The sequence below is a fragment of the Paraburkholderia sediminicola genome (assembly GCF_046026675.1).
GTDB classification, from domain to species: Bacteria; Pseudomonadota; Gammaproteobacteria; order Burkholderiales; family Burkholderiaceae; genus Paraburkholderia; species Paraburkholderia sediminicola_F.
Genome location: NZ_JAQQEY010000002.1, coordinates 2,501,974 through 2,524,807, shown reverse-complemented (window position 1 = coordinate 2,524,807; position 22,834 = coordinate 2,501,974). Strand labels below are relative to the sequence as shown.

Annotated in this window: 18 protein-coding genes; 7 read left to right on the top strand and 11 right to left on the bottom strand. The window is 62.2% G+C overall.

Features of this window, described 5'->3' with window-relative positions:
* Positions 1–27 precede the first annotated feature (27 nt).
* From PQQ86_RS30975 to PQQ86_RS30960, 4 genes are read right to left on the bottom strand one after another with little or no spacing between them, the layout of a single operon-like run.
* Positions 28–897: an amino acid ABC transporter ATP-binding protein gene (locus tag PQQ86_RS30975; protein WP_154566041.1), complete on the bottom strand. Its 870-nt coding sequence runs from the start codon at positions 895–897 to the stop codon at positions 28–30.
* Between the two features lie 19 nt (positions 898–916).
* Positions 917–1,579, bottom strand: coding sequence for an amino acid ABC transporter permease (locus tag PQQ86_RS30970; RefSeq protein WP_408275778.1), 663 nt, complete (start codon positions 1,577–1,579; stop codon positions 917–919).
* Positions 1,580–1,609: 30 nt separating this feature from the next.
* The gene (locus tag PQQ86_RS30965; RefSeq protein WP_408275775.1) at positions 1,610–2,260 is read right to left on the bottom strand and encodes an amino acid ABC transporter permease; all 651 of its coding nucleotides are present in this window, start codon (positions 2,258–2,260) and stop codon (positions 1,610–1,612) included.
* 27 nt (positions 2,261–2,287) lie between these two features.
* Positions 2,288–3,115, bottom strand: a complete 828-nt coding sequence (locus PQQ86_RS30960; protein ID WP_408275772.1) for a transporter substrate-binding domain-containing protein — start codon at positions 3,113–3,115, stop codon at positions 2,288–2,290.
* A 275-nt stretch (positions 3,116–3,390) separates the two neighbouring features.
* Between PQQ86_RS30960 and PQQ86_RS30955 the strand changes: the two genes are divergently transcribed.
* Positions 3,391–4,380 carry an isopenicillin N synthase family dioxygenase gene (locus tag PQQ86_RS30955; protein WP_408275770.1) on the top strand — a complete coding sequence of 330 codons (990 nt, stop codon included), beginning with the start codon at positions 3,391–3,393 and terminating at the stop codon, positions 4,378–4,380.
* The gene (locus PQQ86_RS30950) at positions 4,377–5,801 is read left to right on the top strand and encodes an FAD-binding oxidoreductase (protein ID WP_408275767.1); all 1,425 of its coding nucleotides are present in this window, start codon (positions 4,377–4,379) and stop codon (positions 5,799–5,801) included. The genes PQQ86_RS30955 and PQQ86_RS30950 overlap by 4 nt, the downstream gene beginning before the upstream one ends.
* Positions 5,802–5,892: 91 nt before the next feature.
* Here the strand turns inward: PQQ86_RS30950 and PQQ86_RS30945 are convergent, their stop codons facing one another.
* The 3 genes from PQQ86_RS30945 to PQQ86_RS30935 form a co-directional block, all read right to left on the bottom strand.
* On the bottom strand, positions 5,893–6,675 hold the full coding sequence (locus PQQ86_RS30945; protein ID WP_408275764.1) for a substrate-binding domain-containing protein: 783 nt from the start codon (positions 6,673–6,675) through the stop codon (positions 5,893–5,895).
* A 203-nt stretch (positions 6,676–6,878) separates the two neighbouring features.
* On the bottom strand, positions 6,879–10,289 hold the full coding sequence (locus tag PQQ86_RS30940) for an alpha/beta fold hydrolase (protein ID WP_408275762.1): 3,411 nt from the start codon (positions 10,287–10,289) through the stop codon (positions 6,879–6,881).
* Positions 10,290–10,502: 213 nt separating this feature from the next.
* Positions 10,503–11,294: a hypothetical protein gene (locus PQQ86_RS30935; protein ID WP_408275759.1), complete on the bottom strand. Its 792-nt coding sequence runs from the start codon at positions 11,292–11,294 to the stop codon at positions 10,503–10,505.
* Between the two features lie 356 nt (positions 11,295–11,650).
* Here PQQ86_RS30935 and PQQ86_RS30930 point away from each other — a divergent pair, with 356 nt between their 5' ends.
* The gene (locus PQQ86_RS30930; protein ID WP_408279402.1) at positions 11,651–13,432 is read left to right on the top strand and encodes an ATP-binding response regulator; all 1,782 of its coding nucleotides are present in this window, start codon (positions 11,651–11,653) and stop codon (positions 13,430–13,432) included.
* 45 nt (positions 13,433–13,477) lie between these two features.
* Here the strand turns inward: PQQ86_RS30930 and PQQ86_RS30925 are convergent, their stop codons facing one another.
* From PQQ86_RS30925 to PQQ86_RS30910, 4 genes are all read right to left on the bottom strand, one after another.
* Entirely contained in the window at positions 13,478–14,224 is a 747-nt protein-coding gene (locus PQQ86_RS30925; RefSeq protein ID WP_408275756.1) for a response regulator transcription factor, read from the bottom strand.
* A 340-nt stretch (positions 14,225–14,564) separates the two neighbouring features.
* A complete protein-coding gene (locus PQQ86_RS30920; RefSeq protein WP_408275753.1) occupies positions 14,565–14,756 on the bottom strand; it encodes a hypothetical protein in 192 nt (63 codons plus the stop codon).
* A complete protein-coding gene (cydB, locus tag PQQ86_RS30915) occupies positions 14,731–15,735 on the bottom strand; it encodes a cytochrome d ubiquinol oxidase subunit II (protein WP_097396922.1) in 1,005 nt (334 codons plus the stop codon). The genes PQQ86_RS30920 and cydB overlap by 26 nt, the downstream gene beginning before the upstream one ends.
* Positions 15,736–15,770: 35 nt before the next feature.
* Complete coding sequence (locus PQQ86_RS30910) at positions 15,771–17,183, bottom strand: cytochrome ubiquinol oxidase subunit I (RefSeq protein ID WP_408275749.1); 1,413 nt, start codon at positions 17,181–17,183, stop codon at positions 15,771–15,773.
* 419 nt (positions 17,184–17,602) lie between these two features.
* Here PQQ86_RS30910 and PQQ86_RS30905 point away from each other — a divergent pair, with 419 nt between their 5' ends.
* From PQQ86_RS30905 to PQQ86_RS30890, 4 genes are all read left to right on the top strand, one after another.
* Positions 17,603–18,748, top strand: a complete 1,146-nt coding sequence (locus tag PQQ86_RS30905; RefSeq protein WP_408275746.1) for a CaiB/BaiF CoA transferase family protein — start codon at positions 17,603–17,605, stop codon at positions 18,746–18,748.
* Between the two features lie 168 nt (positions 18,749–18,916).
* Entirely contained in the window at positions 18,917–20,218 is a 1,302-nt protein-coding gene (locus PQQ86_RS30900) for a CitMHS family transporter (protein ID WP_408275743.1), read from the top strand.
* A 48-nt stretch (positions 20,219–20,266) separates the two neighbouring features.
* Positions 20,267–21,433, top strand: a complete 1,167-nt coding sequence (locus PQQ86_RS30895; RefSeq protein ID WP_408275741.1) for an acyl-CoA dehydrogenase family protein — start codon at positions 20,267–20,269, stop codon at positions 21,431–21,433.
* 18 nt (positions 21,434–21,451) lie between these two features.
* Entirely contained in the window at positions 21,452–22,204 is a 753-nt protein-coding gene (locus PQQ86_RS30890; protein WP_408275738.1) for an IclR family transcriptional regulator, read from the top strand.
* The last annotated feature ends 630 nt before the right edge of the window (positions 22,205–22,834 follow it).

The window sequence follows — 22,834 nt, the reverse complement described above, 5'->3', positions numbered from 1 at the left end:
CCGAATCAGGAGGGCATCGGCGCAAGTTCATACCGGCTCCGCATCATCCGGACCACGCGCCCAGAAGGCATTGCGGTCGAAGTAGTTTTGCAGGAACTGCCGCAACCGTGGCTGCCCGGCATCGTGAAAGACTTCGCGCGGCTTGCCTTGCACGGCAATGCGCCCCTGGTCGATGAACATGACCTTGTCGGCGACCTGCGCGGCAAAGCCCATTTCATGTGTGACCACGGCCATCGTCATGCCGTCGCGCGCGAGCTGTTTCATCACTTGCAATACTTCGCCGACCAGCTCGGGATCGAGCGCCGAGGTCGGCTCGTCGAACAGCATGATGTGCGGCTCCATCGCCAGCGCACGGGCAATTGCAACACGCTGCTGCTGGCCGCCCGAGAGTTTCGACGGGTAGGCGTCCCCCTTATGCGCGAGGCCAACGGTTTCCAGCATCGCATTGGCGCGGCGGCGCGCTTCATCGCGTGACAGACTGCGCACGCGCAGCAATGCTTCCATCACATTGCCGAGCGCCGTCATATGCGGCCACAGATTGAATTGCTGAAATACCATGCCGACGTTGCGCCGCACGCGATTGATCTCGCCTTGCGACGCTCGCACGCGTTTTCCATTGCGCTCGCTGTAACCGAGCAGTTCGCCTTCGATGCGCACGTCGCCCTGATCGTAGGTTTCGAGCGCGGCGAGGCAGCGCAGCAGCGTGCTCTTGCCCGAGCCCGACGGGCCGATGATGCAGACCACTTCGGAGCGGGCGATCTCGAGATCGACGCCGCGCAGTACTTCGACTTCGCCAAAGCGTTTCTTCAGGTCGCGCACTTCAATCAGCGGCGCGCCGGGTGGCGTATCGAAGGCAGCGGTGGAAGTGGAGGACGGCATGTCGGCGATAGCGTTCATAAGATGGTCCGGATTCCGTTCATGCCATGAAGCGCGCGATGCGGGTTTCGGCCCACATGCCCGCGCGCGAGGTCAGTTCGACCAGCGCGAGATAGCACACGCACAGCACCAGCAGCGTTTCGACAAAAGCGAAGGTGGCCGAACCGATGCCGGTCAGCACGAACGTGAGCTCGGGGACGGTGACGATTGACAGCACCGCGGTTTCCTTGCTCAGCACGATAATCAGATTAGTCAGCGCAGGCACGATCAGCACCAGCATTTGCGGCATCTGAATGCGCAGGACGGCTTGCCAGCGGGTGAGTCCGAGACAGGACGCCGCTTCGAGATGACCTGGCGGCACCGATTGAAAACCGGAGCGGAAGGCTTCGGCGAAATACGCGCTGCCGTAGAGGCCCAAGCCGAGCACGCCGGCTGTCATCGGTTCGAGCGTGAGGCCGAAGGACGGGCCGCCGTAATACAGCAAAAAAAGCTGCACCAGAAATGGCGTGCCGCGAAACAGTTCGATATAGAAGCGCAATACGCCGCGCACCCAGCGTCCGCAAAAGAGCTGCAGCACGGCGATGAGAAAGCCGATCAGAATGCCGATCGCGACGCCCGCGGCCCAGGTGCCGAGCGTGGTCGCGAGACCGGCGGCGATCGGCTGCAAGTTGTGCGTGATGACGGTGGGGTCGAGCTTTTGCATGGCCTATTTCAGTCTCAAGCTCAAGGTGGGTCAGGCATGCTGCAAACGGTATTCGGCGGCATGCGCGACGAGCGCCAGCGTGCCGCAGATCACGAAGTAAATCAGCCCGGCCGCGACGTAGGCTTCGAGCGGTCGATAGGTGCTGGCCGCAATGTTCTGCGCAGTGCGCGTCAACTCGGCTACGCCCACCACCGAGATCAGCGATGAAGCCTTGATCAGCAGCACCATTTCGTTGACGAGCGAAGGCAGTGTCAAGCGAAACGCCTGCGGCACCAGAATGCGCCGCAGCATATCGAACGGTGACAGCCCGAGCATGCGCGCGGCTTCGAGATGACCCGGCGGAATGCTGAGGAAACCGCCGCGCAGAATCTCGGCGATATAGGAAGCGGAACACAGCGACACGGTGCTGATTGCCGCGACGATGGGCGATACGTTGATCCCGGCGAACGGCAGCAGGTAATACACCAGCAGCAGTTGTACCAGCATCGGCACCCCGCGAAAAAAGAACACGTAGGCGCCGCCGAACATGCGCGCCCAGCGCTGCGGGGAGAGACGTGCCGCACACACACCGATCGCGACGAAGAAACCGATCAGGAGTCCCGTCAGCGAAATGCCGATGGTGGCGAGTGCCGCATGCAACAGCAGCGGCAGGCCCTGAAGGAAGACGGTCGTGCTGAACATAAGAGCCGCACTCGCTAGATCAGTGCATCAATAGTTCGGCGCCGGCATCGTTGTCGGCGCATCCATCGCGACACCGAACCACTTTTTCTGCAAAGTAGCGAGGCGCCCGTCGTTGTGCATTTTTACGAGGGCGGCGTTGAAGGCATCGGCGAGCGGCTTGCTGTCCGCGTCTTTACGCAGGCAGTAAGCAAAGTACACCTTTGCGCCGAACGGCGGCTGTACTACGGCGAAGGTTTCAGGGCGTTGTTTGGCCACGTACGCGATGTTGGTCATCGAGTTCGCGACCGCCGCGATGCGGCCGGCGGCGAGATCGGCGTAGGCCTGATTGTTGTCGACGTATTCGCGGATTTCAGGCGGCTTCGGCAAGGTGGCGACGTAGGCCTTCAACTGATCGAGCTGGGCCGAGCCTTTGCCCGCGCCGACCGTCTTGCCGGCGATATCCGACGATTGCTTGACGGCGGAGTCGTTGGCGCGCTTGAGCAGCGCGTCGGTGGCGTCCGCGATCGGCAGCGTGTACGTGTAGCGTTCCATGCGCGCCTTGGTGACCGTCAGTGGACCGCCCACCATATCGAACTTGCCGGCTTCGAGACCCGGCAGCACGCTCGGCCACGGCAGGTCGATGAAGCGCACCTTCACGCCCATTTCCTTGCCGACCTCGGCGAACAGGTCCTTATTGAAGCCCGCTTGCTGGCCGTTTTCAAGGAAGTCGAACGGCGCGAACTGCATCTCGGTGCCCACCACCAGTTCGCCTGCTTTCTTCACTTTGGCGAGCTGGTCTTCTGCGTGGGCGGTGACGCTTGCCGCGCACAACGACAGCATGACCAAACGACACTTCCAGCCTGCAAGGATGCTCATGGGATTCTCCGGTTGGCAAAGCGGTGTCGCGCGAAAGCGGTTCATCAGTAGGGACCGGCGCGAGTCATGCGATGCAGTATATACCGCAGTTTTCGTGCGAAATAAATAAACGTGCGAGTAGAGAAAAGCCCTTACGTAAAGGCGCGCAAAGCAACTTGCGGGTACGCTTTTGGCGGTATATACAACTGGAATGCACGAGGCGCGCGAACCTGTCGCGAATGATTCATCAGCCTCTTTCGTCGGTTGAATTGACCGGCCCACCAGGGAGCAACGCAATGCCCGTGACCCGCATTCCGATCATCGACCTTGCCGGCGTGCGTGCTGGCGACCCACAGGCTTTGACGCGCGTGGCGCACGAAATCCGCGAAGCGTGCACGACGATCGGCTTCTTCTACATCATCAATCACGGCGTGCCGCAAGCGGCAATCGATGCGGCCGAACAGGCGGCGCGCACGTTCTTTGCGTTTCCGGTGGAGACGAAGCGGCGCGCGGCGGTCAATCAACGGCACCGAGGTTTCAACGCGCTGGGCGACGCCACCATGTATCAGGCCAAGCGCCCCGACTACAAGGAGTTCTTCAGCATTGGTCTTGAGTTGCCTGAGGACGATCCCGATGTGAAGGCCGGACAGGCGCTGCGAGGGCCGAACAACTGGCCGGAGTTCATGCCTGAGCTGCGGCCTGCGCTATACGGCTATTACGAAGCGGTCGCCGCATGCGGCGCCGATCTGTTGCGTGCCGTGGCCGTGAGTCTCGGCGTCGACGAACATTTCTTCGCGCCGCGCTATACGAAGCGGATGCAGCGCACGCAGATGGTCTACTATCCGCCGCAGCCGCCCCAACCGGACGCGGATCAGTTCGGCGTCGCGCCGCATACCGACTACGGCTGCATTACCCTGCTATGGCAGGATCAGGTGGGCGGTTTGCAGGTGCGCGAGATCGCCAACGATACGTGGGTCGATGCGCCACCGATCGAGGGTAGCTTCGTGGTGAACGTCGGCGATCTGCTGGCGCGCTGGACCAATGACCGTTTTCGCTCCACCTTGCATCGCGTGATCAATGCGTCCGGACGCGAGCGCTATTCGATCGCGACGTTCTATGATCCCACTTACGGTGCAACGGTCGATCCGCGCGAACTCGGTACGAGTGATGCCGAACTCAAGTACCAACCGGTCGCCGCAGGTGACTACATCCTCGGGCGAATCAACGATTCGATGGGCTATCGCAAGAAAGCGGTAGCGGAAGGAACGCAAGGAACCACTGCATGACAGATAACAGTTTGGCGAATGGCGCAACCCATACCGCAGCGCCGCTTTCCGCGACGCTCGATGCGCTGCGTGCCGCGCTCGGAGCCGACGCGGTGCGCGTTGGTGAGCAGATCGGCGAACACGCGATGACCGATTGGACCCGCCACGATCCGACACGTCCCGCCGGGCTGCTTTTGCCGCGCAACACGGAAGAAGTCTCGCGCGCGCTGGCCATTTGCCACGCGGCGCATCAACCGGTGGTGCCGCAGGGCGGCATGACCGGTCTCGCGGGCGGCGCGATTGCGCGCACGACGGATATCGCGTTGTCGCTCGAACGGCTCACGGGCGTCGAAGAAATCGACGCAGCGTCGGCCACGCTAACCGTGCGCGCCGGCACCACTTTGCAAACCGCGCAGGAAGCCGCTGCCGAAGCGGGTTTCGAACTCGCCCTTGATCTGGGCGCGCGCGGCTCGTGCCAGATCGGCGGCAATCTGGCGACTAACGCAGGCGGCAATCGCGTGATCCAGTCAGGCACTGCGCGCGATCAGGTGCTAGGACTCGAAGTCGTGCTCGCCAACGGCGACGTGCTGACTTCGCTCGGCAAGATGGTCAAGAACAACACCGGCTACGACCTCAAACACTGGTTCATCGGTTCGGAAGGCACGCTCGGCGTGATCACACGCGCGGTGCTACGGCTCCATCCGCCACGCGCGGCGCGCCACACGGCGCTCGTTGCACTCGACGATTACGCCGCCGCCGTGAACCTGCTGCGCCGCCTGTCGACGCGCTTTGGCAACGACATCGGCGCGTTCGAGATCATGTGGCCGGATTTCTACGATTTCGGCGTGAAGCTGACGGGCACGCGCTCGCCATTCGCCGACTCGCACCCGCTCTATGCACTGATCGAACATGCGAGTTTCGACGCAAGTGACGACGGCGAACGCTTCTCGGCCGTGCTGACCGAAGCGCTCGATTCAGAAGCGATCCGCGACGCCGTGATCGCGCAATCGGTGGCCGACGTGCGGGCGTTATGGGCAATTCGCGAATGCACCGCAGAGTTTCCGGTGCGGCTCGATCCGATCAACTTCGACGTGAGCTTGCCCATCGGCGAAATCGGCGCTTTCGTCGACCGTTGCCGCGCGGCGCTCGACCAGCGCTGGCCGGGCAACGTGTCGTATTTCTTCGGCCATATCGGTGATTCGAATCTGCATCTCACCGTCGACGGCCATTCGATTCCCGGCGTCGATCATCACGCGGTGTATGCGTTCGTCTATGAGATGCTGGGGCCGTTGCGCGGTTCGGTATCGGCGGAACACGGGATCGGCTTGCTCAAGCGCGAGTTCTTGCCGATCTCGCGCTCGCCTGCTGAATTGGCTGCAATGGCCGCCATCAAACATGCGCTGGATCCGTACGGCATTCTGAATCCGGGCAAGTTGTTTTGAGCAGAGTGCGCCGCGCGAGTTACCGCGGCGTGTCTTCGCTGCGCGCCAGCAGTTCGCGGGCGTAACGCGCGGCGACGCCCTGGCAGTTTCGTCAATGCGTCGCGACGGAATCCATTCCGGTCGACGTGACTTCGGGTTGCGCAGCAGGGGAAGCGAGATAGTCGAGCAGCGCCTTCGCCTCTTTCGGATGCTCCGCGCCCACCGGGATGCCCGCGGCAAATCGCGTCACGGATTGCACCGACTCAGGAATCTTTCCGACGAAGGTGGCGCCCGGCACCGGCAGCAACTCGCTGACCTGCTGGAATCCCACTTCGTAATCGCCATTGGCGACCACCGAGGCGACCGGGATCTTCTGAATCATCTTCGCTTTGGCTTTCACCTGATCCTCGATGCCGAGCTTCCTGAAGAGCTCGCGCTCGATATAGACACCGCTCGCGCTGTCCGAGTAGGCGATCGATCTGGCATGCAGCAAGGTCTCTTTCAGCGCACCGACCGAGCTGATATCCGGTTTCGGCGCACTGCTGCGCACGACCATACCGATGCGGGAATCGGCGAGCTCGACGCGCGATCCGGGAATCACCTTGCCTTGCTTGATCAGATCGTCGAGCGCGTAGCCGACCATGATGACCACGTCTGCGTGTTCGCCGCGGTCGAGCCGGTTCGGAATGGCCTCCGGCGATTTACCCATCGAGGGCCCGAGTATGGTGTCGAGCGTATTGCCCGTCGACGCGGTGAACTTGGGGCCGAGCAGTTTATACGCGGCGGTGAAGCCGCCCGAACTCATCACGTGGAGTTCGGCGGCTTCTACGTGTGCCGTTGCAACGGTGCCGGCCAGCAGCCCGGCGGTCAACATGGTCTGAAAGAAGGTTTTCATCCGGATAAGCGTGGCAGTCTGACGTGGATAAAGGCGTGATCGGTTCACGATGCCAGGCAAGCCGACCACAAAACGTGGCGACTCGCCGCCCTTATACATACCACACCTGAACCGGCGCCAGCACAGCGAGCGGCGCGCAACACGTGCACGCGCCTACGGGATGCTCCGGCCCGGCCCAATCGCAACACTGCGCTCAACCTCCGTCAATGCGCATTCAGATACCGCGTAATCACCGGATAGACATCCACCGCCGCATTCTTGCCGAGGATGCAGTCGATGTGCCCATAGTTGGGAATCAGATGTCGCTCATACGGCTGCTCGGGCCATTGCTCGACCAGCATGTCATAGGTCAGCAAGGTGCTCTTCGGCAGATAGGTTTCGTTTTTCTCGCCATGGATAAAGCCGATCGGCAGGCGCAAGCCGTCCAGACCCTTCATGCCGTCCGCGCCGTTCAGGTAGACGTCTCTGCCTTCGGCATCGACGACTTTGCCCGCCCGCACCATCGCAGCGAGATGCTTGAAGACGGCGATGTCGTGCACACCGAGCAGTTCCTGCAGATTCGAATGAAGCGTCTCATTCAGCTGCTCGTGTTCGTAGAGCAGGCCGTAAAGGAAGGTCGCCCGGTGGCAGATGGGGCTGCCGCAGCCCTGTTTATGACTGAGCGGGTAGAGCCGCAACGCTTCATCGAGCAGATTCTGGGGCCACGACCGGTGCTCCGTAAAAGCGGTCAGATCAAGCACGCCGAGATGCTGCATGATGTCCGGGACATGCAACCCGCACTTGATCTTTTCCAGCGTGCCCGGCACCGGATGCGCCGAGACCTGCGAGATGACCGCCGAGCGCACGCCCTTGAGGCCGTACAGCAGCGACATGGTCAACGCCAGCCCACCCAAGCAGTGGCCCAGCACCTGAATGTCCGGCAGGTTGGTCAACTCCCGCACTTTGGCGACCGCGGCCGGAATGTCCTCACGAGCGACCTTGTCGACATTGGTCGGCACCATCACGCTGGGCATTTCGATGCTGACACGCAGATCGACGAGCCACACGTCGTAGCCGGCCGCACAGAGATATTCCACCAGGTTGGTTCCGATCAGATCGGTGGAGTAGATCCGGCTCGACACGCCCGAGCCGTGGATCAGCAGCACGGGACGCAGCGGTTTGTCGGGCGGCCCGGCGTAGCGCGTGAGTCGCAGCGTGGTCCCGTCGGCTGTGTCGAAGAAGACGACTTGCGGCACGGGCGCGCGTAGTGCGCGCTTGAGGCGCGGCGCGGCCTTCGGATCGTAAAACTGCAAGGGCGCGGCCACGCCGCCGTATTCGGTGAACAGCACGCCCGCGAAAAACTTGCCGAACTTCAGGGTCCATTCAAGGCGCGATGTCAGGTCGGGCGTGTTGGTGACCTCGAGCGTGCGTTGCTGCTTGAGGAAATTCTCGGGCGTGATGATCAACGTTGCTTTGCCGATCGCCGGCGCATCCGCTTGCGCCGAGTCGCGGAGTTCGGCGTAGAGCGTGTTGGTCTGGTCCCATAGATTGATCGGCGACGTACGGGTGATGATTTTCTGTCCCGTCAGGTAATACCTCTTGCCATCCGTGGAATTGAGCGTCATGCGGTAATTCATGTTGCGCTCATCCACATCCGATTCGTTGACCACGAACAGATTGAAAGTGCCGTCCGTGATCGTCATCGGTTGCGCGGAGAGCGCGGGGCAGGTCAGCGTGCCCGTAGTGTGGGCCAGATGTCGCGGATTGCTCAGCATATCGGCCAGATCGTCCGATTCCACCGTCAGCGTGAATTGGATCGGACTGGTGGCGGCTTCGCCCGCCACCGCCGGCGTATAGGTGCCGACCATCGTTTCGGTGAAGCGCAGGCCGATCTTCTGGGGCGTGGGCGTAGCGGCCGTGCCCTTCGCCTGGTAATCGATGTCCCAGCCTCGCGCATTGGCGAGCAGCGCGCAATTGCGTTCCGCCAGCGCGGAAATCGTCAGCAGCGGATTGACGCCGAGCGACATCGGCATGACCGCGCCGTCCATGACATATAGGCCTTCGTGTACCGCATTTCCGGTAGTGCCGCTAAAGACTCGACCCTCATGATCGACGACGCCACGCGCCGCGTCTTCGCCCATCCCACAGCCGCCAAGCGGATGCACGGTGACAATCTGGTTGCCGAGCAATCTGGTCGAAATCGGGTTGCGCATGTATTTGCCGCCGAGCGGCGCCTGCGCCTTCTCGAGCGTTTCTTCGATGGTCTGGAAGATCGGCTGCTTGCCGGCATTCGGCCAGGCGATGCGCGGCCTGCCTTTGTCATTCACGCTGATCTGGCCGCTTTCGTCGTCATGCGCCATCACCAGGTAGGTTTGCGTGTGATTGAGGGCGCCGTGATAGGGGCCGCGCAGGAAGCTCTCGATCACGCGCGCGTCGTAGCCAAACGGTTCGCCGGCGGCGCGCGGCGCGGGAATGTCGACGCCTTCGAACGGCGCTGCGCCGCCGAGCAGGGCGACCAACGCGGCGCCGACCGGCCCGGCGAGCGAGCCTTCTTCGATTACGAAGCCGTCGGTCACGTTAGCGGTGTTGCGGTGGTCGATAATGCCAGTAATCGTCGGTCCGACCGGTGGGATGTCGCCCTTCTTGTGCGCACCCCAGCCGACGCCGTTGATCACCTCCTCGGTGTTGTACGCGAAGGCGAGCACGTCGCCGTTACCGGTGAGGTGCTGGCCGACCATGTCCGACACGCTCAACCCCTCCTTGCGCGAGCGCAACAGCAGGGCGGTCGAACCGATCGTGCCGGCCGACATGATAACGACATCGGCGCTGACGAACAGATTGGGCGCGTCATAACTCTCGCGGCCCAGCTTGACTTCCTGGAAGCGCACGATCCACTTTTGCGTGGCAGCGTCGCGCAACACGGAATGCACCGCTGCGCCCGTGAAAATATGGGCGCCGTGCGCGACCGCGTCGGGCAGGTAGTTCATGTGCGTCGAATTTTTCGCGTCGTAGTTGCAACCCGAGTTGCAATCGCCGCATCCGACGCAGGCTTTCTGCTCGACACCCGCAGCGTTGACGCGGTCCTCGAAAGTGACCGTGACCGGCGGCGGGTAAAAGCGATCTTCCATGCCGAGCGCCCGCGCGGATTTTTTCAGCGCCAGAAGTTTCGGCAACTGCAAAAAATCGCCGGACACCGCCGACGGCTGCAGCATGGCGCGAGCCAGTTCATAGCCCTTGTCGCGTCCCGCCTTGTCGGCGCGGAGTGCCTCGGGCCAGCGGTCGTCGTCCCATAAGCGCGGTTCGGCTTCGAGCGCGACATTTGCGTTGATCAGCGAGGTGCCGCCCAGACCGCAGCCCACCACCGCATTCACGTCTTCATTCACATGCACTTCGAGCAGCGCGAGCGGTGAGCCGATTTGCGCGAGGGCGGTGTTGTACTGCATCTGCGCGGCGCCTTCGATCGGCGTGCGCGGATAGTCGCCGGCCATGAATTCACGGCCGCGTTCCAGCACGCACACGTTTCTGCCGGCACGCGCCATACGGCTCGCGGCAATCGCACCGCCATATCCCGATCCCACCACCACCACGTCGTAATGCGACTGCATTGCTGTCAAGGCGCTTGATAAGCGGTTCATTCAGACCACCTCGTCAGGAAGGGGATGCCGGGTAGGGGAACCCGGACTTCGGAAGGAAGACGGCGTGCGGCTGCGGCTTTTTTATCGTAGGCGGTGCGCGATGACAAAAAAAGGCGCATCGTACGTGGCGCGCGACGCTTGCGTGGGGCGGGCCCGATTTCCGGAAAGGGGAAAAAAGCCGCCGTCGGCCCACGCTGGTCTGTCAATGCGCTTTTAGGCGGCTACTTCATTCATTTCGCTGTCGCTCGATTCGGCGGCGAGCAGGTTCAAGGCGATCAGAATCGCCGCGCGGTTGTCGAGATCGATCTCGATGCCGAGCACCTCGATCAGCCAGCGGCCGATCTTGGTATTGGAAAATTCGTCGGCCCCGGCCGTCTTTTTCATGGTGACGCCAAGTTTGACGGCGCGATAGTGATACGAGGGCACACGATGCTGAGCAGCGACTGCCGACAGGCCGCCTTTTCCTTCCGAGCACCAGCCGAGGCTGCCGGCCAGCACGATGCGCTCCGGCTCGTCGAGGCTGTCGATAAAAGTCCGTGCCGCGAGCCGCACGCGTTGTTCGTCGAGGTCGTATTGCAGCAACACGCTTTCGACCGGGTCTTCCAACGCTTGCGCGTGCAGATCGATTTCCTGCGCCATGCCTTCGTTTTCCATCGACACGTTGCGTTGATGGCCGGCGCTGCGCAGACAGTCGATCAGGTAACGGCGAAAATATGCGCACAGTGCGTAGCCGTTGGACGGCGCGCTGTCGGCGCAGGCATTCGTTTCCGTGTGGCCGGGCGCAAGGCGCAGTACTTTCGCGTAGATGAACTGGGCGACCAGTTCTTCCTTGTCTTCGCCGAGCGCCTGCAGTTCAAGCGGGTGGTAGGTGCGTAGCGCCCGCTTGACCAGATCGACCATCGACACCATTTCGTCGGCGGACAGCTGGGTACGCCGACGCCACAGGTCGGGCAGGATCGCATCGTCGAGATTGCGGACGAACGCGTGGCTCGGAACTGCGCCCATGAAAACCTCCATAAAGGGTTAGGCAATGAGCGCGGGGAGCCTCGACTGCAGGCGAAGAAGGGGTGTTGGAACTTTTGAGCCGCGCTGGAATGTGAAGCCAGTATGGTTTCCGGCGGGCGCTTCGCCTATATGGATTAAGTGGTAGCTGATGGGTAAACTGCCGGGTAAACCATCCGCGCGTCTGCCTGTTCGCCGTCTGATGACCGTGCGCTGCACCAAAAGGCTGCAGCGCGCGATGGAGCACCGCAACACTTGATGCAGCCACTCTCGCGCAGCACGTCAGGCCCGCCGTGCCTGCGTCGCTGAGCTTGCGTCCTACGCCATCGAATCTGTCGTGCCGACGAGGAGACCGCATGATGCGGGCTGATCCAATCCAGCGTGCAATCGACGAAGACCTCGTGCGCGTGCTGTACGCGCAAGATCCCATCGCCTTCTTTTCGCACTGGTTTTCGATTGCGGTGCTGGTGGCGATCTACTGGCCGAACGTGCCGTCGCCGCCGCTGTTCATCGCGTGTTTCGGGTTTTACGCGACCGCCAATTGCGGCGGCCTGGCGCTGTGGATCTGCAATCGCCGCTATCCGCACCTCGCGACGCCGCGCGGCTGGATCAACCTGCATGCGCTGCGCGGCGTGCTGCTGTACAGCGCGCCGGGGCTTGCGGTGTGGTTCGCGTTCCAGAGCACCCAAGCCGATTTGCCGCTGCTGCACACTGTGATGCTCGTCACGCTGGCGGCCGGCGTATTCATGTCGAACGGCTTCGATCTGTTGAACTTTTCGACCGCGATTCCGTTTCTGCTGTTTCCGGCAATCGTGCTGCATTTCGGCACGCATACGTTCGACCGCACCATTCTCGCAATCGTCCTCGCGTTCTTCTTCTGCGCGATCAATGTCTATGCGCTGAGTTATCGCAAGCTGTTCCAGCAGGTCGTGCAGGCGCGCGTCGATCAGCAGTATCTGGCGGAGTCGCTGGCGGCGCAAAAGCGTGTCGCCGAAGAGGCCAGTCTTGCCAAAACGCGGTTTTTTGCAGCTGCGAGCCATGATTTGCGCCAGCCGCTGCATGCGATCGGATTGCTGGCCGCTTCGCTCAACGACACGGCGGCGACGCCCGTGCAGCATGCCAGGACAGCCCAGCACATCGTTTATAACGTCGAGGCGTTGAATCAGCTGTTCAACCAGGTGCTCGATCTTGCGAGGCTCGAAAGCGGTGTGACCCAGGTGATCCGCTTGCATTTCCGGCTGTCGGAACTGTTCGAGCGGGTCGGCAGCCAATACCGTCCGCAGGCGGCGGCCAAGGGGCTGGCACTACGGATCGCGCCGTCCTCGGTGGTCCTGCATGACGATCCGGTGCTGCTCGAGCGTGTGCTGAGCAATCTGCTCTCGAATGCGGTGCGCTATACCGAGGAAGGCGCGATCTGGGTCGGCTATCGCCGCGCGGGGCGTCTTTCGGGCGGCTATATCGAGGTGCGCGATTCCGGCATCGGCATTCCTGCCGAGGAACACGAGCGCATCTTCGAAGAGTTCTACCAGGTTGCCAATCCGCAGCGCGACGCGCGTCAAGGGCACGGTTTGGGCCTGCCGACGGTGAAGCGCCTCGTCGACATGCTCGGCGGCGAGTTGCAACTGCGCTCGGCGCCGGGCCGCGGCTCGGTGTTCCGCTTTCCGGTGCAGGCGGGCGACGCCGGCGGAATAGTCGCGAGCCTGAACGAGTCGGTGGCGGGCGGACCGTCGGCGCAGGGGCGGCGCGTGCTGTGCATCGACGACGAACCGTCGATTCTCGAAGGCCTTACCAGTCTGCTGGGACGCTGGGGTTGCATCGTACGTGGCGCACGCGATGAGGTCGACGCGCTGGTCGCGCTGGAAGACGGCTTCGTGCCGGATGCCGTGTTATGCGACTACCAGCTGGCCAATCACCGAACCGGCGCGCAAGCGCTGTCGGCCGTGCGCAATATGCTCGGGCGGGCGGGCCACGACGGTGTGGTGACCTTGCTGATCACGGGCGATATGGCCTCGGCCGAACTGGCGGCGCTGGCCCTGCAGGGCATTCCGGTGCTGCACAAACCGGTTACGCCGGCGCGTTTGCGACGCACCCTGGAAATGCTGTGGCAGCAGGCTGAACTGGATAAGGGACGGGCGGCGTGAAAGGCGTCATGAAGGGCGGCATGAGCGCCGCCCGTTGATCCGTTGTTACAGGGTTTTCCCCGCCTCAAGCCAGCCGTTGATCACGGCGATCGCCGTGGACCGGTTGTGTACGCCAAGCGCCCGGAAGATGACCGACAGATGCACCTTGACCGTCCCTTCCGCGACGCCCAGCTCACGCGCGATCATCTTGTTGGTCCAGCCGCGATGCACCAGCCGCATGATGTCCTGTTGTCGCGGCGACAGGTTCTCCAGCAGATGTTGCTGGTGCGGCTGCAGCGCCTGGATTTGTGTGATCGGTTCCGTGAGCGCGGTGCCGCCCTGAGTCGGGGCGTGCGCGGCGTCATGGGCGACAAGCTCGACACGCGCGGGTGCGGCTTGCGTCTCACGCGAGCCCAGCAGGCTAAGCGCCTCCATCGGCACATAGGCGCCGCCCGACAACACCAGCTCAATCGCTTTGAGCATGACGCTGGCGGGTTGCCGCTTGGGCACGAAGCCGAGCGCGCCGGCGGCCAGCACCGCGCGCATCTCGTCGGGCGACTCTTCGGCTGAGAGCACGACGACCGGTAACGCCGGGTTCGCCTTCAACAGCACTTCAAGCGACGAAGCGCCGGTCATGCCCGGCATATGCAGGTCGACGATGGCGAGGTCGTGGTCGGCGTCGGGCCGCGCGGCGGCGGCGAGGGATTCCCAGCTATCGGCTTCGTCGAATTGCGCGTCGGGATCGAGCCCACGCAATAGTCCTTTGACGCCTTGCCGGATCAGTTCATGGTCGTCGGCCACAAGAAACTTCATGATGTCTCCGCGAGTCGGGACTGCGCGTTGTGGACTGCCACCGCCGTGCTTCTGGCTCTATTTCCCGTTTTACTTCTATTCTCGATTCGCGTCATTGCCGGCTACCCCGCGATCATATGCCGATCGGTGGTGCGGCGCGCCTTCCGGTTTGCCGCACGAATGAACATCTATTTATATAATCGCCGGCTGGTCCGATGCACCAGCATTATGTGTAAGGTAGGTCTCCCGCGCATAGGTTCCGGCTTGTTACGAAGACGAGCCGCACGGCGCAATTTTTGAAGCCGTCCACGCGGGAATCCGCAGGTTATGCGCACCAGATGAAATCACGCAAGCACATGATTCATTTGACTGCAAATAACGTCGCATTCATCAGAAGCTTGAACGCGAAGCCGAGCGACATCGCCGAGGCTACGCCAAAGCACCATAGCGCGACGAACCACAGCCAGCCGGGCAGCCGGCGCTCCGGCGATTGAGACGTGCCGCGTGCGGTGCTGTCGCCCGCGTCCTTAATGATAGTGATGTTGGTCGCCATGACGCACCTTGCCGCGAAATACCCAATAACCCATCGTCGTATAAGCGATGATGACCGGCAGAATCACTGCTGCGCCGACTAGCGTGAACATCTGGCTCGAGCGCGGCGCAGCGGCTTCCCAGAGCGTCATGCTCGACGGAATCGCGTACGGCCACAAGCTCACCAGCAGCCCGGCATAACCGAGCAGCACCAGCAGGAGCGCCAGCACGAACGGCGTGTTGTGATGCCGCGCACGCACCGCACGATGCATGAAGAACGCGCAGATCGCCACGAGGAACGGTACCGGCAGCAGGCGATAGAACAGGTTATCGTGGAACCAGCGTTGCGCGATATTCGGATCTTGCAGCGGCGTCCACAGGCTAACCATTGCGATGAACCCGAGCAGCACGAGCGTTAGCGGCCACACTACGCGATGCAGGCGGCGTTGCAGATCGCCTTCGGTTTTCGCGACCAGCCAGCAGCAGCCGAGCAACGCGTAGGTGATCACCAGGCCGAGGCCCGTTAGCAGACTGAACGGCGTGAGCCAGCCGAAGGCGTCGCCCGCATAGCCGCCGTCAATCACCGGAATGCCTTGCAGGAACGCGCCCAGCACGATGCCCTGAAAGAAGGTTGCGCCCGCCGAGCCGCCGATGAACGCCAGGTCCCATAGATGTTTGGTGCGCTTGGCCTTGGCGCGAATCTCGAACGACACGCCGCGGAAAATCAGGCATACGAGCATGAAGATCAGCGGCAGATACAGCGCCGACAGCACGGTTGAGTAGACCACCGGAAACACCGCGAACAGCGCGGCGCCGCCAAGTACCAGCCAGGTTTCGTTGCCGTCCCACACGGGCGCGACGGTGTTCATCATCAGGTCGCGCTCTTTCTCATCGGGGAAGAACGGGAAGACGATGCCGATGCCGAGATCGAAGCCGTCCAGCACCACATACATGAATAGGCCCAGCGCGATGATCGCGGCCCACGCTACGGTTACGTCCATTTTCTTTCTCGCTTGCGGGAAGTAAAGCAGTGAGGTTAGGCGGCGTCGATCATGTGATCGGCGGCGGACAGCGGGCGGCGCGCGGTCTGATTCGGCATGTGCTCAGGCACGCCATGTGGTGTTTGTCCCGGCAGTGCCGGACCCGAGCGCATCAGCTTGAGCATGTAGTAGATGCCGGTGCCGAACACGAGGAAGTAGACGACCACGAAGGCCATCAGCGAGATGCCGACCTGCTGCGTGGTGAGCGGCGACACCGCCTGCGAGGTGCGCATGACGCCATACACCACCCACGGCTGACGGCCGGCTTCAGTGGTGACCCAACCGGCCAGCAATGTGATGAAGCCGGTCGGGCCCATGGCCACGGCGACGCGCTGGAACCACTTCGCTTCGAACAGACGTTCGCGACGACGCAGCACCCATGCGGCCAGCGACATCAGGATCATCAGCACGCCGAGTCCGGCCATGATGCGGAAGCTCCAGAACACCACCGTCGAGTTCGGCCGGTCTTGCGGCGGGAATTCCTTCAGGCCGCGAATTTCGCCATCCCAGCTATGCGTGAGGATCAGGCTGCCAAGGCGCGGAATCGATACGGCATAGCGCGTGGTCTCCGCTTGCATATCCGGAATGCCGAAGAGATTCAGCGCGGTGCCGCCTTTCTCGGTTTCCCACAGACCTTCGATCGCCGCGATCTTGGCCGGCTGATATTTGCGCGTGTTCAAACCATGCTGATCGCCGACGAATGCCTGGATCGGCGTGAGGATCAGGAGCAGCCAGAGCGCCATCGAGAACATCTTCTTGACCGCCGGATCGCGTCGACCGCGCAGCAGATGCCACGCGCCTACCGCCGACACCACCAGCCCCGCGACGATGAACGCCGCCAGTGCCATATGCGCAAGCCGGTACGGGAACGAAGGATTGAAAATGATCTTGAACCAGTCGAGCGGCACGACATGGCCGTCGACAACTTCAAAGCCTTGCGGCGTTTGCATCCAGCTATTGGACGCGAGAATCCAGAAGGTCGAGATCAGCGTGCCGATCGCCACCATCAGCGTGGCGCCGAAGTGGGCGCGCGGACTCACGCGCTGCCAGCCGAACAGCATGATGCCGAGGAAGCCCGCTTCGAGGAAGAACGCGGTCATGACCTCGTACATGAGAAGAGGTCCGGTGATGGGCCCGGCGAAACTGGAGAAGCCCGACCAGTTGGTGCCGAACTGATAGCTCATCACGACGCCGGACACGACGCCCATGCCGAAGGCGACTGCGAAGATCTTCGACCAGAACAGGCAAAGATCTTTGTAGTACGCCTTGCCGGTTTTCAGCCAGCGCCATTCGAGGACAGCGATGAAACTGGCGAGGCCGATGCTGAGCGCCGGAAAGACAATGTGAAACGAAACGGTGAACGCAAACTGAATGCGGGCGAGATCGAAGGCCGAAATTGCGGAGTTCATGAGCGTGAAGTGCTTTAGGTGCGTCATGCCAGGAGGCGGCTACGCGCGTCGACCGTTGTCGGTGCGCACTGCGCTGGGCAGATGGCGCAAGAGTAGGGGATGGGTGAAACTTTTGCTGCAATGCGACGTGCGTCAAAAAACCGCGTTGTTTTGCGCGTATTTTCGTTTTTGAGACGGCAAAGCCTTGATAGGTATCAAGTTTTCCTTAGTACGTCCTCGCGTGCGTCTCTCGTGGTCTGCGCGGAACTGCGGCAATAGACCGCGCTGCAACAATGCCGCCAGACGCCTTCGCAACTGATTGCGTTGGCCTGGTGTTTCCCCGCAACCTGCTTGACTTCGATATTTCCTGGGCATAAAGTTTTATTCATGCATAGGAATTAACGGCCGTGGTCCGCCATCGCTCAATCAGGAGACAAGCCTTGCTCAATCTCACGCCCGGTTCGCTCGCGGGGCTCCGCATCGTCGATTTGTCACGCGTGCTCGGCGGCCCGTATTGCACGCAAATCCTCGCCGATCACGGCGCCGAGGTGATCAAGGTCGAACCGCCGAATGGCGACGAAACGCGCACGTGGGGTCCGCCGTTTGACGGTGACACGGCGTCGTACTTCGTTGGCGTGAATCGCAACAAGCTCGGCGTGTCGCTCGATCTGACGCAGGCGCCGGACCGTCAGAAACTGCTGGCGCTGCTCGACACGGCGGACGTGCTCGTCGAAAACTTCAAGATCGGCACCCTGGAGCGTTGGGGCCTCGGCTACGACACGTTGCAGGCGCGTTTTCCGCGCCTCGTACATTGCCGCGTGTCCGGTTTCGGCGCGGACGGGCCGCTCGGCGCATTGCCCGGCTACGACGCTGCCGTGCAGGCGCTGACCGGTTTGATGAGCGTGAACGGTGAGGCGGGCGGTGCGCCGTTGCGCATCGGCGTGCCGATTGTCGATCTGGTCACCGGGTTGAACGCGGCGCTTGGCGTTCTGATGGCGCTGCGTGAACGCGAGTCGAGCGGGCGTGGTCAGTTCGTCGAATCGACGTTGTTCGACAGTGCGCTGTCAATCCTGCATCCGCATACGCCAAACTGGTTCTACTCAGGCAAGGAACCGCAACGCAGCGGCAATGCGCATCCGAACATCACGCCGTACGACATGTTCCATACGGGCAGCGTCGATATTTTCCTGGCGGTGGGCAATAACGCGCAGTTCGCGGGACTGTGCGCCGTGATTGATGCGCAGCCGCTCGTCGACGATCCGCGTTTTGCCAGTAACAAGGAGCGTAGCGCGCATCGCCGTGAATTGCGTGCAGAACTCGAGAAGCACTTTGCGTTATGGGAGGGCGAGTTGCTCGCCGACACGCTTATCAGGCGTGGCGTGCCGTGTGCGCCGGTGCTCGGTCTGGGTGCGGCGCTGGAACATCCGCATACGGCGCATCGCGGTATGCGCGTGGAGATCGGCACGTACAAGGGCATTGCGTCGCCGATCAAGCTGAGCCGCACGCCGGCCAGTTACCGCAGCACACCGCCTGCACTCAACGAGCACGCCGAACAGGTCTTCGGCAAGCGGCCCGCGGACGACTGACGTTTTCGCTTCGCCTCGATAAATCTCGTCGATATAACCAGGAGCGGCCGCGTGTCGCCAAGGAGACAGCATGTGCACGAACCGCGCAGGACGACGCGCGCCGTCGGGTTTTACGTCCCGTTTCATGGGGCTCGTTGAATGGACGTCCAGCACGCACGGAGTCGCACAATGCTCGCGCTGATCGGCACGGTCGCCATCGTCGCGTTGTTTGGGCTGATCATCACGAAGCGCCTTTCGCCGCTGGTCGCGCTGATCATCGTGCCGATCGTGGCGGCGCTCGTTGCCGGCTTCGGGCTTTCGACGGGCAAGTACATCGTGCACGGCGTGCAGAACATCGGGCCGGTGGCCGGCATGTTCGTGTTCGCCATTCTGTTCTTCGGCATCCTGACGGATGCGGGCATGCTCGATCCGATCATCAACGGCGTATTGCGCGTGGTCGGCTGCCATCCGACGCGCATTGTGATGGGCTCGGCTTTGCTCGCGCTGCTGATTCACCTCGACGGTTCCGGTGCGGTGACGTTCCTTGTCACGTTGCCCGCGATGCTGCCGCTCTACACGCGCCTTGGCATCGACAAGCGGATTCTCGCGTGCGTGGCATCGATGGCGGCGGGTGTCAATTTTCTGCCGTGGGTGGGGCCGATGCTGCGGGCCTCGGCGGCCTTGCACATTCCGGGCACGGTGATTTTCTATCCGATGATTCCGGTGCAGATCGTCGGTCTGATTTTTGTGTTCGGCACCGCGTACGTGCTCGGCAAGCGCGAAGAGAAGCGCCTCGGTCTCGATCGCGCGAGTGCTGCAGCGGTCGCCGCGATGACGCGCGAACTCACGCCGGAAGAACAGGCGCTGCGCCGCCCCGGCCGCTTCTGGATCAACCTTGCCTTGACGCTGGTCGTACTGGTCACGCTGGTGTCGGGCATCGTCGATCCGATGGTGATGTTCATGCTCGGCACGGTTGCCGCGTTGATCATTAACTATCCCGACGTCAAACATCAACGCGAGCGAATCGACGCGCACGCCAAAGCCGCGCTGATGATGGCAAGCGTGCTGCTTGCCGCGGGCGCGTTCACCGGCATCATGTCCGGCACCGGCATGCTCACGGCGATGGCGCAGGTGGTGGTGCAGCACGTGCCGGTCGAACACGCGCGCCATATGCCGTTCGCGCTCGGGCTCGTCTCGATGCCTTTGAGTCTGCTGTTCGATCCCGATTCGTTTTACTTCGGCATTCTGCCGGTGCTGGCCGAGAGCGGGAAGATTCTCGGCGTGCCGCCGGTGCAGATGGCACAGGCCGCCTTGCTCGGTCAGATGACGACCGGTTTTCCGGTCAGCCCGCTCACGCCCGCGACGTTTCTGATCGTTGGCCTGACCGGCGTCGAACTCGCCGAGCATCAGAAATTCACGATTCCCTTTCTCTTCGCCGCCACGATCATCATGGTGTTGACCGCGGTGCTGGTCGGCGTGTTTCCGCTTTGAGTGCGCTTTGCATGTGTTTGGCGAGGCGCGGTAACCCAGGACCTTGACATGAATTTCGATCTCACCGAAGACCAGCAATCGATCCAGGCCGCGATCGAAAAGCTTTGTGAAAAATACGACGACGAGTATTGGCTGGCCCGCGATCGCGACGGTGGTTTTCCACACGATTTCCACCGCACGCTGGCCGATGCCGGCTGGCTCGGTATCGCGATGTCGCCGGAATACGGCGGCTCGGGTCTCGGCATGACCGAGGCCGCGCTCATGATGCGCACGATCAGTGGCTCGGGCGCGGGCTTGTCGGGAGCCTCGGCGGTGCATATGAACATCTTCGGGCTGAACCCGGTACAGGTGTTCGGCAACGAAGAACAGAAGCGCCGTTTTTTGCCGCCGCTGATCGAAGGGCGCGACAAGGCCTGCTTCGCGGTGACCGAACCGGACGCCGGGCTCGACACCACGCATCTGAAGACCCAGGCCGTGCGCGACCGCGACCACTACGTGCTGACGGGACGCAAGATCTGGATCTCCACGGCCCAGGTCGCAAGCAAGATGCTGATCATTGCGCGCACCACGCCGCTCGAGCAGGTCGCCAAGCCGACCGACGGTCTCACGCTGTTCTACACCGACCTCGACCGCGAGCGGGTGGAAGTGCGCGAGATCGAAAAGATGGGCCGCAAGGCGGTCGATTCGAACATGCTGTTCATCGACAATCTGCGCGTACCGGTCGAGGATCGCATCGGCGACGAAGGCGCGGGCTTTCGCTATCTGCTGCACGGCCTGAATCCCGAGCGCATCCTGATCGCCGCTGAAGCCATCGGTCTCGGTCAGGTGGCGTTGAAACGCGCAACGCAGTATGCGAAGGAGCGCGTGGTATTTGGCCGGCCGATCGGCCAGAACCAGGCGATTCAGCATCCACTCGCCCAGGCGTGGATGCAGCTCGAAGCGGCCAACCTGATGGTGTTCAAAGCCGCTTCGCTCTACGACGCCGGCCAGCCCTGCGGCGCCGAAGCCAACGCGGCCAAGTACCTCGCTGCGGAAGCCGCGTTCCAGTCGTGCCAGACGGCGATCGCCACGCTCGGCGGGATGGGCTACGCGAAGGAATATCACGTCGAACGCTATCTGCGGGAGTGTATGATTCCGAGGCTCGCACCCGTGAGCCCGCAGATGATCATGTGTTTCATCGCGGAGAAAGTGCTGGGCCTGCCGAAGTCGTACTGAGCGTTTCTCTTCATCGCCATGGATGTCAAACTCGTTGCCCGCACGCTAGACCTGTTCGAATTGTTCGCCGCCGAGCAACGGCCGCTGCCGCTCACTGAACTCGCGCGTTTGCTGAACGTGCCAGTGTCGAGCTGTCTTGCGCTCGCTCGCACGCTGGTGAGCCGAGGCTATCTGTACGAGGTCAGAAAGCGCGGTGGCTACTATCCAACGCGTCGCCTGCAATTACTCGCCAGCGCCATCAACGCGGTCGACCCGATTGTGGAGATGGTCCATCCGCGACTCGTCGAATTACGCGACGCGAGTGGCGAGACGGCCGTGCTTGGCAAGATTCACGGCACGGCCGTGGTGTATCTCGACGTGGTCGAATCGACCAAGGCCATTCGCTACACGCGTGCGCCCGGCGAGTTGCGGCCCTTGCACGCGAACTCGATCGGCAAGGCAATTTTCGGTGAACTCGACGCCGCCGCGCAGCAATCACTCGGGGTGCAACTGTCGTTCGAACACTTCACCGGTGCGACCGTTGCCGATCTTCCCGCGCTCGTCGCGCAAGCAGCGGTTGCGAAGGCTAAGGGCTGGAGTGCCAATCTCGGTGAGAGCGCGCCGGAGTTGTCGGCGATCGCGGTGGCAGTGACGATTGGCGGGGACCTGTACGGTCTTTCGGTTGTGGGGCCGACGGAGCGCATTCAGAAAGATCAGAAGGCCCATGCGATCGAATTGATGCGCGTAAAGCAGGCGATCGAAGCGCAGGAACAGCAGGAGCCGCAGGAATAAACGACGCGTGGACGCAAGTTTCAGTCTCGCGAAGTTTCAGCGCTGCGATTGAAGGCTGTGACTCAAGGCTGTGATCCGCGGTTGTGACCCAACGTTGCGAAAGATCACCTCCGCAAGAATTGCCTCCGCGACGACTCAACATCACGGGTACGCCGGCTACGCGATCGAGATAAACAACTGCTTGCCACACGCGGCCGCGTACCTGCGCAACGTGTCGATAGAAGGCGAGTGCTGTCCCGACGCAAGTCAGCAAAAATTGGGAGCATTGCCTGGCAGGAAATCGAACGACAGGAAGAGGGCGAAAGCAGGACCGCGATGAACGGCTACAACGGCGTTGGCGCAACCAGGTGTTCGGGAGAGTTGATTCGTGCGGGACGCGATATTGGGCGCGGCACAGCGGAGATCTCCTTTCTCAAGGGTTGACTGAATCGGAGTAGCGACGCAAGGGCCACTCAAGGGTCACTCGCCACCATCCGACAATAACGCCGTTCGCGCCGACTTTTTATTAACCCTTTAGCTAGCCAACAGGCCAGTTTGCTTCTACCATGCAAGCAGCGAACCGGCGGCTTCTTCAGCGTCATCACATGCCCGAAATGGATGAGCGCCGCATCGCCATCCTGTTTCATTCCT

Coding starts and splice junctions, on each gene's coding strand:
- PQQ86_RS30925 (WP_408275756.1), bottom strand. CDS start 14,224: ATGAAGTTTCTTGTGGCCGACGACCATGAACTGATCCGGCAAGGCGTC.
- PQQ86_RS30970 (WP_408275778.1), bottom strand. CDS start 1,579: ATGCAAAAGCTCGACCCCACCGTCATCACGCACAACTTGCAGCCGATC.
- PQQ86_RS30935 (WP_408275759.1), bottom strand. CDS start 11,294: ATGGGCGCAGTTCCGAGCCACGCGTTCGTCCGCAATCTCGACGATGCG.
- PQQ86_RS30945 (WP_408275764.1), bottom strand. CDS start 6,675: ATGAAAACCTTCTTTCAGACCATGTTGACCGCCGGGCTGCTGGCCGGC.
- PQQ86_RS30930 (WP_408279402.1), top strand. CDS start 11,651: ATGCGGGCTGATCCAATCCAGCGTGCAATCGACGAAGACCTCGTGCGC.
- cydB (WP_097396922.1), bottom strand. CDS start 15,735: ATGGACGTAACCGTAGCGTGGGCCGCGATCATCGCGCTGGGCCTATTC.
- PQQ86_RS30910 (WP_408275749.1), bottom strand. CDS start 17,183: ATGAACTCCGCAATTTCGGCCTTCGATCTCGCCCGCATTCAGTTTGCG.
- PQQ86_RS30975 (WP_154566041.1), bottom strand. CDS start 897: ATGAACGCTATCGCCGACATGCCGTCCTCCACTTCCACCGCTGCCTTC.
- PQQ86_RS30955 (WP_408275770.1), top strand. CDS start 3,391: ATGCCCGTGACCCGCATTCCGATCATCGACCTTGCCGGCGTGCGTGCT.
- PQQ86_RS30920 (WP_408275753.1), bottom strand. CDS start 14,756: ATGGCGACCAACATCACTATCATTAAGGACGCGGGCGACAGCACCGCA.
- PQQ86_RS30895 (WP_408275741.1), top strand. CDS start 20,267: ATGAATTTCGATCTCACCGAAGACCAGCAATCGATCCAGGCCGCGATC.
- PQQ86_RS30950 (WP_408275767.1), top strand. CDS start 4,377: ATGACAGATAACAGTTTGGCGAATGGCGCAACCCATACCGCAGCGCCG.
- PQQ86_RS30900 (WP_408275743.1), top strand. CDS start 18,917: ATGCTCGCGCTGATCGGCACGGTCGCCATCGTCGCGTTGTTTGGGCTG.
- PQQ86_RS30890 (WP_408275738.1), top strand. CDS start 21,452: ATGGATGTCAAACTCGTTGCCCGCACGCTAGACCTGTTCGAATTGTTC.
- PQQ86_RS30940 (WP_408275762.1), bottom strand. CDS start 10,289: ATGAACCGCTTATCAAGCGCCTTGACAGCAATGCAGTCGCATTACGAC.
- PQQ86_RS30960 (WP_408275772.1), bottom strand. CDS start 3,115: ATGAGCATCCTTGCAGGCTGGAAGTGTCGTTTGGTCATGCTGTCGTTG.
- PQQ86_RS30965 (WP_408275775.1), bottom strand. CDS start 2,260: ATGTTCAGCACGACCGTCTTCCTTCAGGGCCTGCCGCTGCTGTTGCAT.